Below are 12,207 nucleotides of genomic sequence, written 5' to 3' on the forward strand. Positions count from 1 at the left end.
CTTGCTTTAGAATTCAGAAACCAACATCAGCCATCTGGCTGCCGAAGAGCCCCACACCTCTTTATAAGTAGCCGTATTGAACTGTGGCCAATAGGGCGTGTCCTCATTGAAATAGGACTGCATACCTACGGGTATCTCTCCTACCGTTTCTCCGGGCAATGCCGTGTAGAGCTGCGGATAGTTGCTGCCTTCCCCATAAATCATGGACTGTCCGAAAGGATTCCTGCCTACAACCCAGAAGAGCTGCTGTTCGGCAATGTCTTTCAGTTCCTTGTCCTTCAGTACCCTGGCACAGATAGCGGCAGCTTTACCGGTAGACAAATGTACGGCAATATTTCCCTTAAACGAGAACCAGACGGGGAATATGCGCAAATAATGCTCTTTATCCAGACGAATACCGTTTTCGAGTTGTTCCTCGAAATCCTTATCGGCACCGCTGCGAATCCCTACCTGAACGGCGTAGAAGTTGGCGGAATCCTTCACTTCATCTTTGTGATAGATGCCACTGGGCACCATTCCATAAGGATATACATACTTCATGATATTCTTCAGATAACCGCCATAGAGTTTCATGGCACGAATCCACTGCTCATACTCGGCATGACCGGACTGTGTCTCGCAAAGGGCGGCAAGGGCTTCCATATAGGCATAGTCGCGGGACTGGTGGGTATAGTGTACAATGGACTTCCTGGCCAAATCACGGTAGAAGAAGCCGCAGGTCTTGTCTTTGTCTTTCAGCGGTTCGGTGCGCTGGCACTGCAAGGTGTAGCGGATAGCCTTCACGGCCTCATCGGCATACTGCTGTTCGCCGGTCAGCTTGTAGAGCATGCTGGCTGCCCATGAAATATTGGCGTGATACTGGCTTTCGGATGCCATGGCGGCATGTCCCCCACCCTTCTTTATCAGTTCGGCAAAGCCCAACTCATTAAAGCGTTTCATGGCATAACCGAAGTCTTCCTTTGCAATCTTTTTCAGATTGCTCCTGAGGGCTTCATCCTTCTCAACCATCATGGAGGCATACGCTTCAATTCCTGCAAGCAGGAAGTTTTCCAAAGCTCCGTTATGGACAAGCAGTTCACGGCGGCCGGCATCGTCGTCGGTACCTACCTCACCGTCAGTCCATAGATTGGTACCCCACGTCTGTGCACGGTAACCATCGCCCAGCCGGGTCTTCATCACATAGTCCATTCCCCACAAAGCCTCTTCCATCAGGCGGTTGTACAAGTCGACATTGCCTTTTTCTTTGGCGCGTTCGGCCATCAAGAGCAAGGAATAGGCTATTTCTCCCGTCTGTAAGGTCTGTTGGGACATGTCGGCAGCATCGTGCCATCCTCCGTTTATAGGAATAATATGTCCGTTGTAAGTGGCATGCAAGTCATTATGACAAGCCCCGTGCTTTCCGGGAACGGGATAACCGCAACGTTCGCAAAACAGGAAGTTGACCATCCGCCAGGCAGAATCCTCCCACACATCCTTATGGATATAGAAAGGCAAGGTGGTGACATCCCCTACCTGAATGACGTAACGTCCCTGCGTCTTGAAGTCGGAAAAGTCTATTGTCTCGAACTCTCCCAGGCCGGTCTTTTCCTTACGAACGGGACCGGTATAAACAATGGCCTGCGTAGCAGCATCCTTCAACTGGAACTGTCCGCCGTGCTTTTCCACATTGACAATGGCGCTTTTGGGGCTCTCTATACTATAACCGGTAGTAGAGAAGATGATGCGATTCTGTGCAGGCATCCAGCCTTTCACGGTTTCCGGGTTCTCCACCTTCTGAAGTTCCACGGCATCTACATCGAAGCGAAGGAAGTCGCCCATAGTACGTTCTTTGCCGAACACTTCGATGGCAAATGAAATCTTGGTTACCTTGTCGCGCGCCAGTCCGGACATCTCGACGAAGCATTCGTTCCATTGGTTATTTTTCAGATTGATTTCGTGGTAGCCTTCCCGACCGTAAATGTCGGGTACTTTTATTTCTCCGTCATTCTCCACATAAAGGTTGAGGTAGATGCTGCGTGCTCCTTCGCACGTGGGATAGATATAGAACTTCAGGCGGTTGTAACCTTCCCAGTTCACACCTCCTATATCATAAGAGGCCATGCAAGTGCCGCGTCCCAAACCCCAGCCAAGAATCTTCTCCGGATGGGCGGGAGCTTCCAGACGCAGACTGTGCTTGCCGGACTTGCTCCGTTCGTCAGTCAAACCAATCTTACCGATGCCCTTATGCGACCATTTGGAGAAATCCTCCATATCACACAGCATCACGGTTTCCAACACTTTCTTTTTCAAGCCGAATGTTTCGAAAGCCTTTGTCTCGTCGAGCGGTAACGGACTGTGCACGTAGCCCGTGCTGACGATGTCGGCTTTCAACTTTTCATCTACCTGGGCATGAAGCAAAACGCAGCAACCGATAACTAAATCAAAAAGCAAAAAGATAAGTTTTATTACATTCTTCATCATATTATAATTATTAAGTTATAAGGTGATTAAAGCATAAAGGAGAAGAAAATTAGTACAAATATATGAGGAACTATGCCTAATCTCAATTTTCAACAAGTCTTTGAATAGTTGTTTGAGTGGCATACTCTCTACTAATACAATAAGTTTCTCCATATACAGTAGTAACATATGCCCTAAGTTCAGAAGTTACAGGACTACCAAAAATAACTTTAGCAGCATCTCCTTCGGAAGCAAGCAAAAACATGCCTGTAGTCCCCCATTCATATTTCAGAATAGGGTGATTGCCGACAACACGTACCATATACACGTCAACTCCAAAGCGCTTTACCTCTGTTGGGTAATTAACAAAATCTCCTTCAAAAAATCGAGGATACAAATAACTTATCGCTGATTTATCTCCCTCACTAAACCCAGACCATTGATATTCGGCAGTTCCTCCATTCATCACAGAATAGGGATCTGAATCAAAAGTTCCAGTAATACCATTGGCCACAGATTCACCCAATGATTTCCAATTTGTATGCCTTAGTCCGAAGCAATGTCCCAACTCATGTACCATATTATATATCTTCTGAAGTCTTGGAATGGTTTTGTTATAATCATAATCCAAATTTATCCAAATAGAGGAACCTGGTTTTCCATTCATAGGCCAAGAGCCTGCCGCAATAGTATTGTTCGGTAAAGGAGCGCTAGCATCACTACGGATGAGTATATCCGGATTGGCAGCTGTAGTATAAGTCATTTTAAGGTTACTAAGAGGATTCCACAGATTGATGGCTTCCTGTATTTCATCTCGCCAATCATCCACACCTGATGCAGGTATCGAGCTATCAACACCAACGGTAATTGCTCTTTGTTTGGGGTGACCAATTAAACCGGTAGTATGATAAGCCTGCCTTGTTTGTGGTTGACTATAAGTGACAAGTTTACTTTTTTCAAGGTATATATCACCTTGAATAAGATAACCTGACTTCAACTCTACCACATCTAAAGTATCGAATCCAAGTGATTGGATTATACACATACCATCTTCTATTGAAACGCTTTGCTGTTCTTCTTGTTCTTCAAAGTCAACAGTTTCCAACTCATTATAACAAGCGCTCATAAACATTAAAAACATAGAATAGCATAATATAAACAAGCCATTCACGAGATATTTTGAATTCATAATAATCAATTATTATATTAAACAAAAAATACATAAAGGGAAATATGAAATATGTTTTTCATACTTCCCCTTAAAAAAACATGCTTCAAAAAGTCCTCATCACTTAATCTCTATGATAATAATGCGGATTAGAAGTTCGGTTTATCTACATCCCAGAAGATGCGAGTACCGCCATTGTCCGGTCCGCCCAACATTTCGACGGCTTTGGCATAACCGGTAGGATTATTGCCTTTTTCATTGATGGTGAAGGGTAAACGGCGTGGGCCAAGATCTGTATCAATCTCACCTTGACTGTAGTTCACCATTACCGGGAATAATTTGGGATAACCAGTGCGACGTATCTCAGCCCAGCCATTCATACCTTCAGGATAAATAGCAATCCAGCGTTGTGTGGCAATCTTAGCAAATTTTTCCTCGTTACTCAAAGACTCGTCCCATTTAGCAGTCACCTTGCTCTGGCCTTCAATGCTGGCAGCGGGAATAACGGGGTCTACATACGCTGCAGCAGTAGTCGTACTGCTTAAATAATCGCCCACAGCGGCTCCCCATTGTTCGAACGATGTCCGTATACCCTTTTCATACAAGCTCTGAGCGGTGCCCTTACCATTTACATCCCAACCACGCAAAGCAGCTTCGGCTTCCAACAAAATGGTTTCGGCAGCAGTTGCCAAAATAGCAGGAGAGGTTTCTGTCAAGTTGGGTCGACTTACAATCGCCTTATAGGCATCCGAAAACCCTTCTTCTTCCAGTCCTTTAATACCAAGACGAATACCAAAATATTCACTCTTGCTGTTCTGTGTAGCATACTTATCAAGACGCGCATCGCCCATACCAGACAAGATAGAAGGAATATTAGCGCCTAAAACACCATCTCCATAGTTGAATGCAATACCGTAAAGCGGATTGACATAACCGTTTCCTGCAATGCCGAAATTAGCATCATTGGTTTCAATCAATCCATTACTATCGTTCATGGCAGCTTCCGCCTCACTTTTTGCCCAAGCAGCATCATACTTCACAATACGCATGGCCAAACGCAAACGAATGGTGTTACACAACTGCGCCCATTTGTTCAAGTTACCTCCATAGGCATAATCAAACATCATAAACGAAGCCACATCCTTTTCTTTAGCAGTACGCAGCACGTCTGCAGCTTCTTTCAATTCTTCAAAGAATTTTTTATAAGCATCCTGTCCTGAATCATACTCACCACCAGTAGCCGATTCGCCATAGTGAGAATAGATAATACATCCGTATTGGTCGGCAAGACGCGACATAGCTATTACGCGGCAGATGGTATTGATAGCCTCGAAATGGGCATACGTCTCCATATCGTCTTTGCACTTGTTGGTGATTTTCAAGCTTTCCACCATTACGTTTCTATAAGCATAATCCCAACAGTTGTCATTCCATCCTGCATTCATGGCATAGGTCACATTACTTACATTGCCGGCAAATGCAGTAGCCGTACTGATATAGCCTGACCACAAATCGGCATTCAAATTTTGAATAAGCTGATATTCCCATACATTGACACCTGCATTTTTATTATAATAGATAGACTGCATCATGGGAATGAAGTGCATACCAATGTAGTTGTTATCTTGTTTTAGTTCTTCATCGCTCACTCCCTTCGGATTAGTGTTCATATCCTCGAACGCTCCCGTACATGCCGAGAATAAGGTAGCTGCCAGCAGCGCTACAGCTGTAAGTCTAAATATATTTTTCATAATCATATCTACTGTTTAAAAATTAACTTTCAAGTTGAACCCAATCGAACGGTTGGTAGGCATACCAAACACATCAACTCCTTGCAGACGGTTGCTGGTAGAAAGCATGCCATCAGGATCATATGGAGCATTGTTCTTGAAGAAGAACAGGTTGCGGCCTACAAGTGAAACCTGTGCGTTCTTAATGACACCAGTCTTTGCCAACCAAGCCTGAGGCAGACTATAGCCAATGGAAAGTTCGCGCAAACGTATGTTGGTAGCACTGTACATATAATGCTCGGTCACACCCGCACGGCCACCAACCTGATTATAGAAGCCTTCCACATCTGTAATTTGACGGCCTTCCAGCATCACGTAACCACGGTCACGAGCATCACCCGTTGCCTTGCTTACTCCCTGCTGATCGAGGTCGGCTTCCGTCAAAGACATCACTTCACCTCCAAAACGTCCATCAATCAAGAAGTAAAGAGAGAAGTCCTTCCACGTGATTGTATTGCTCCACCCCAAGTTAAAATCAGGAGTAGAATTACCCAGTTTCACCGGATTTGTCTTGTCCACCAATGGAAGTCTATCACTATCTTTTTGTCCTTCTTTTGCAGGTTCATACTGAATATTGCCTTTTTCGTCACGTACAAAAGTAGTACCGTAAATGTCACCAAACGAACCACCTACTTCTAAACGACTCCATACATTGTTACTTTCGCCACCGCTAAATGTAAAATAACCAAAGTCATCACCAGCCAGTGCCTTTGCTTCGTTCTTATTGGTTGCAAAGTTAACACCGGTTTTCCAGCGGAAATCCTTAGTCATGACAGGAGTTCCATTCAACATAACTTCGACACCGGTATTCTGAATATCACCGGCATTGATGTAATATCGGGCGTATTGTGAACCTGACGGAGCATCCAACGTAAAGAGTTGATTCTTTGTATTAGTCTTATAATAAGTGAAGTCGAACTCCAAGCGGCTATTGAAAAAGCGCCACTCAGTACCAAACTCAATGGAAGTAGTCATTTCCGGTTTCAGTTCTGCAAACGGAGCTGTACTGTTGAAATTGATGCTACCACTCTTTGTAATGGAGTTGAGAGGATTTGAAGTATAAGTATTCAAACCGTTACCCACCTTCGACCATGCACCGCGAATCTTACCTAAATCAATCCAAGAAGGTAATTTCAATGTTTCGTTCAGCAACCATGTCACACCTACTGACGGATAGAAAAAGCCTTTGTTTTTGTATTTGGTAAATGCCAATGTTGAAGTCCAGTCGTTACGTGCTGTCACGTCCACATAAATCTGATCTTTGAAGCCTACCTGACCGGTGAAGAACACACTCTGGCTTTGAGTATGGGTTTTCCAATCGGTCAATGAGCCCTTGTTCAAGGAGCAGTTCTGCATAGTGAATACGTTGGGCACAGAGAGTATACCCGGATAGGAATCGAAACCTGTACCGTTTCCTGTATAATCGTTGATGCTGGCACCTACCGAAGCATTGACACTGAAGTTAGTGAATTGCTGTTGATAAGTAAACAAAACATCCCCATAAGAAGAAAGGCTACTTGATTCACCGTAGATGTAACGACCGTTAGTTCCTGTTCCAGCCGGATTCATACCACACAACACCGGGCTGGTACCTGCATACATACGTGTATTGTTCTTGTCTACAACATAGTCGGCACTACCACGAGCCTGTATACTGAACAGGTCATTGAACTTATACTTCACACTCAGATTCAACAATGTACGATAACGGGTATCCTCATTCGGAACCTTATTAATCAACCAATAGGGATTCTGCTCCATATCAGTACCTTGAGATTTATACCAGTTCTGGTCCATTATGTTACGACCGGCATTAAGAATCTGATAATTATCTTTGTAGTAGTTAAAGTCCTTTCCACCTTCAACACCACCACGCGGGAAGTGATAAAGACCTACCAAAGGATTCATGTAATAACCTCCCGAAGTAGTACGGTTGTTCCCCCTTTGATACATCGCATTGATATTGGCATCAACAGTCAGTTTGTTATTGAGGAAGTTGGCAGTTTCGCGAAAATTGAAATTATGCTTCACCAAGCTATTACCTTCCACCACGCCCTTGCCGTAAGTATTAGCATAGGAAAAGTAAGTTTGCATAGCTTGCGAACCCATGCTCAACGAGAGCGAGTTGATAGTAGTGACACCTGTTTTGAAGAAATCGTCTGTATAGTCGGGACTACCTTTGATATCACTGCCCCAACTGGTTGACACACCCGTATAGTGATTCTGGAATTCGGGAATACCGTATGCAGCTATATCGAAAGTGGTGCTGGTATTGAAACTGATACTGGCGCGTCCTTCCTTGCCCTTCTTAGTGGTAATAATCACCACACCATTGGCAGCCGAACTACCGTAAAGTGCAGCTGCGGCAGGGCCTTTCAATATGTTCATGCTCTCAATATCATCGGGATTCAGATTGGAAATACCGTCGCCACGGTCGTAGTTACCACTGTCGTTGTCTCCGCCGATAGTAGTTGAGGTATTTTCGTTGGTAGATGAACCGAACGGTACACCGTCTATCACATACAACGGCTGGTTACTTCCGCTTACAGAACGGTTACCACGAATAATCACTTTAGAAGAACCTCCCAAACCGGAAGAACTCTTATTAATCTGCACACCTGCCGTCTTACCGGCCAATGCGTTCATCATATTGGGGTCTTTCACGCGTGCCAATTCATCACCGTTTACTACCTGAGTAGAGTAAGTCAGTGATTTTTCTTTCTTTGCGATACCCAATGCCGTTACCACCACTTCATCCAGCAGCTTGGCATCATTCTTTAATGTGACTCTTATCGTCCCCGGAGTGATGGGAACTTCTTGTGTTATCATACCTACGAAAGACACTTGCAGGATTTTCGCACCTGCGGGCGCATCTGTAATAGTGAATTTGCCGTCTAAATCCGTTACGGCTCCGGTAGTGCTTCCTTTTACCAATACGGAAGCTCCGATAATCGGTTCATTGTCCTCAGCTGAAATAACGATACCGGTAATGGGGGAATTTTGGGCTGCTACCCAACCGATGGCTGCCAGCAGGCAAACCAAGGTCAGCATAATTCTTTTTTTCATAAGCTGTTTTTCGGAAAATAAATATTAGATTAAATATGTGTTAAGTTAATAAACAGATTCTCGGAAATCTGTTATCCCGATCGGCCAGTCTGATTGGCTGTTCCTCTCATTTCTTCTTCTTTGTATGCTTCATAGGCTATTAGTATGTTACGGTTAATATTTAAGCTTATCCAAATGTCTTTATTCTGCAGATTTCTTTTAAGCTCTCGTATATAAAACCGGGGGCACAACCACAACCCTATCGGAAAAGGAAGATTTGTTTGCTAATAAAAGTTAATGAAGAAAAGCTGCTGGCAGAACCGGTGCTTTATTGCATGGTTTTAAGCAGATTACGGCATCACCCTTCTCTCCCTCGCCTAAGAGTGAGGCTTTCATTATCTACAAGAGAACTCTCCTCCGGCACCGCAACAAATTAACCTCTCCACTGCGACAAACTAACTATTTTCTCGCATCTCATTATTCTTATCACAGTCATGTTAGTTTCTTACAACAGCTGTGTTCTTTTCTTATAACAGCTGTGTTCTTTTCTTACAACAGCTGTTGTAAGAATAATAAGAAGCATAAAAACTGCCAGTCAGCAGTGTACAGATGATTAGTTTCTCGCAGTGCAGGGGGTAGTTTCTTTCTGTTCAGAAGAAGGAGATAAAAAACAGACCGTCCGGCCCGGAATGAAAAAGATTCACCCCAGGTCGGACGGTTATAAACAAAAAAACAAAGTTTTATTCCTCGTACATCTTGTCAATCAGCCCCTTGTAGTTCTTTGCCACTACAGAGCGTTTCAGCTTCAGCGTGTTCGTCAGCTCGCCACGCTCCATGCTGAACGGTTCGGTCAGGAGCGTGAAGCGCTTCACTTGCTCGTAATGGGCGAACTGTTGCTGCAAGGTATCGATACGGGCACGGAACAACGCTTGTATCTTGGAATGTTGCAGTAACTCATCCATATTGTTGTATGCAATGCCTTTCTCCTTGGCATAATCCTTCACAAAGCCATAAACGGGAACTATCAAAGCGGAAACAAACTTACGCTCATCGGCAATGACAGCAATCTGGTCAATGTAACGGTCAATAGCCAGCTTCGTTTCCAATGCCTGCGGCGAAATGTATTTTCCGTTGGAGGTCTTGAATAAGTCTTTGATACGCTCCGTCAGATACAGATGGCTATCCTTCAAATAACCGGCATCACCCGTGTGGAACCAACCGTTACGGTCGATGGCAGCAGCCGTTGCCTCCGGTTTCTTGTAATAGCCGGTAGTGATAGTCTTACCACGAAGAAGTATCTCGTTGTTCTCGCCAATCTTCACCTCCACATCAGGCATCACCGTACCTACGGAACCAATCTCATAGCCTTCGTTGAGGAAGCAGGAAACGGTAGCCGTAGATTCCGTCAGACCATAGCCCACCACCATGTTTATACCTACAGAATGCACAAACTCGCAGATTTCATCGGGCACAGCAGCACCTGCCGTAGGGAAGAAATTACCGTTCTCAATACCTATCGTCTTCTTCAGCAGAGCATAAATGGTCTTTTCGTAGAACTTGTATTTCAGATGAAGCATCATCGGAGGAGTCTTTCCTTGGCGCAAATAATCAATGTTATGCGTCCTGCCCACCTTGATGGCATCCAACATCATCGCTTTACGCAGACCGGTTTCCTGGGAAATCTTCTCCTGCACACCGGCATAGACTTTCTCCCAAAAACGGGGTACACTGCACATCAGTGTAGGGCGTATCTCTTTAATAGTAGTTTGGATATCTTGTGGACGGAGATTGATGCAGACCTGCACCCCCCGGTGTATACAAAGGTAGGTCCATGCCTTTTCGAATACATGGGTCAGCGGAAGGAAGTTCATGGAAACATCCCGGTCTGTCATGAAAGGCAATCGGATATCATGAATGCGGAAAGCCTCTCTATAATTGAAATGATGGAGCATGACACCTTTCGGCTCACCGGTAGTACCGGAAGTATAAAGGATATTGGCGAGGTCATCATCTGAGGCAGCTGCTGTACGTTCTTCTACAATGGCATTGTGCTGCAACTCTTCATCCATTGCCATAAATTCATCAAAATAGATGGAAGTCATGTCGCGCGGATCTTTCACCACAGCACGGTCGAAGATGATGAGCTGCTGCAGAGACTGGCAAAATCCGAACACGCTGAAAGCGGCATCGTACTGGAACTGCTCGCCTACAAACAGATAACGTATCTGTGCATCGTTGATGATATACTGTGCCTGGGCCGGTGAGCTGGTAGCATACAAAGGTATAGTCACCGCCCGGTTGGCGAATGCACCGAAATCAGTAAAGAGACATTCGGGTTTATTCTGCGAGAAGATACCGATATTCTCTTGTGGCTCTATTCCCAAAGCCACCATTGCATTGGCAGTCCGGCGTACAGTCTGTGAGAACTCTTTCCAAGAGATGGGTATCCATTGTGCAGTTTCATAGTCTCTGTATTTCAGGGCTATTTTGTCTCCATACTTCTCTGCCTGGCGGTGCACCAGAACAGACAAATGATGATAAGTCATAACTTTTGATATTGGTAAATACGGTACAAAGGTAGTGGTTTCATTTGAAACTAATCCGATATTAGCGGGTAATTATTCAATATGGGTACTCCTTTCCGTTTTTTATTCGTAAGTTTGCAGCAGGATTATTTATTTACCGAATATGATTTACGATATACCGACTTTAACTTCCGAAGCAATCGGATTGCTCAAATCACTGATAGCCATTCCTTCCTTGAGCCGCGACGAGGAGAAAGCGGCGGATTATCTGCAGAACTATATCGAAATGCAAGGCATGGCAACAGGACGTAAAGGCAACAATGTATGGTGCCTCAGCCCGATGTTCGACCTAAAGAAACCGACCTTGCTGCTGAATTCCCATATCGACACCGTAAAACCCGTCAACGGGTGGCGGAAAGATCCTTTCAAACCAACGCTGGAAAGTAATGGAAAGCTCTACGGGCTGGGCAGCAACGATGCCGGAGCCAGTGTAGTCAGCCTGCTGCAAGTATTCCTGACATTGTGCCGCACCACTCAGGCCTACAATCTGATATATCTTGCCTCGTGTGAGGAAGAAGTATCAGGCAAGGGGGGAATAGAATGCGTATTGCCGGAACTCCCTCCCATACAGTTTGCCATTGTAGGCGAGCCGACAGAGATGCAACCTGCCATTGCAGAAAAAGGATTGATGGTGCTGGACGTAACTGCTACCGGAAAATCGGGACATGCTGCCCGAAACGAGGGAGATAATGCTATATATAAGGTATTGGATGATATTGCCTGGTTTCGTGATTACCGTTTTCCAAAAGAATCTTCCCTGTTGGGTCCCGTGAAAATGAGCGTAACCATGGTAAACGCCGGTACACAGCATAACGTCATTCCCGACCGTTGTACTTTTGTCGTAGACATTCGCAGCAACGAGTGTTATAGCAATCAGGAGCTATTCGATGAAATACAGAAACACATCACGTGTGAAGCCAAAGCCCGCTCCTTCCGGCTAAGCTCTTCACACGTAGCTCCGGAGCATCCGGTAGTGCAAAAGGCTATTACCATGAAACGTACTCCTTTCGGCTCACCGACCTTGTCCGACCAGGCACTGATGCCGTTCCCTTCTCTAAAGATGGGACCAGGGAAAAGTGCCCGTTCACACACTGCCGATGAATTTATCTTTGTCAAGGAGATAGAGGAGGCGATAGGAATGTATTTGGAGTTGCTGGAAGGAGTGAAAATTTAAATTATC

Annotated in this window: 6 protein-coding genes; 1 reads left to right on the forward strand and 5 read right to left on the reverse strand. The window is 44.9% G+C overall.

Annotated elements, in window-relative coordinates; translation table 11 throughout:
• Positions 1-6: 6 nt before the first annotated feature.
• The 5 genes from H1A11_RS14170 to H1A11_RS14190 all read right to left on the reverse strand — a co-directional run bounded on the left by H1A11_RS14170 (position 7) and on the right by H1A11_RS14190 (position 10,988).
• Positions 7-2,457 carry a glycoside hydrolase family 9 protein gene (locus H1A11_RS14170; RefSeq protein ID WP_181758097.1) on the reverse strand — a complete coding sequence of 817 codons (2,451 nt, stop codon included), beginning with the start codon at positions 2,455-2,457 and terminating at the stop codon, positions 7-9.
• An 85-nt stretch (positions 2,458-2,542) separates the two neighbouring features.
• Positions 2,543-3,628, reverse strand: coding sequence for a M57 family metalloprotease (locus tag H1A11_RS14175; protein WP_008662714.1), 1,086 nt, complete (start codon positions 3,626-3,628; stop codon positions 2,543-2,545).
• A 128-nt stretch (positions 3,629-3,756) separates the two neighbouring features.
• Positions 3,757-5,358: a SusD/RagB family nutrient-binding outer membrane lipoprotein gene (locus H1A11_RS14180; protein WP_005834583.1), complete on the reverse strand. Its 1,602-nt coding sequence runs from the start codon at positions 5,356-5,358 to the stop codon at positions 3,757-3,759.
• A 15-nt stretch (positions 5,359-5,373) separates the two neighbouring features.
• Positions 5,374-8,463 carry a SusC/RagA family TonB-linked outer membrane protein gene (locus tag H1A11_RS14185; protein WP_005830357.1) on the reverse strand — a complete coding sequence of 1,030 codons (3,090 nt, stop codon included), beginning with the start codon at positions 8,461-8,463 and terminating at the stop codon, positions 5,374-5,376.
• A 719-nt stretch (positions 8,464-9,182) separates the two neighbouring features.
• Positions 9,183-10,988: a long-chain fatty acid--CoA ligase gene (locus H1A11_RS14190; protein ID WP_009037703.1), complete on the reverse strand. Its 1,806-nt coding sequence runs from the start codon at positions 10,986-10,988 to the stop codon at positions 9,183-9,185.
• 142 nt (positions 10,989-11,130) lie between these two features.
• On the opposite strand from H1A11_RS14190, the gene H1A11_RS14195 reads away from it, so the two are divergent.
• Positions 11,131-12,201, forward strand: coding sequence for a M20 family metallo-hydrolase (locus H1A11_RS14195; RefSeq protein WP_117588744.1), 1,071 nt, complete (start codon positions 11,131-11,133; stop codon positions 12,199-12,201).
• The last annotated feature ends 6 nt before the right edge of the window (positions 12,202-12,207 follow it).

Source organism: Bacteroides sp. CACC 737, assembly GCF_013874375.1.
In the GTDB taxonomy this organism is placed as follows: domain Bacteria; phylum Bacteroidota; class Bacteroidia; order Bacteroidales; family Bacteroidaceae; genus Bacteroides; species Bacteroides uniformis.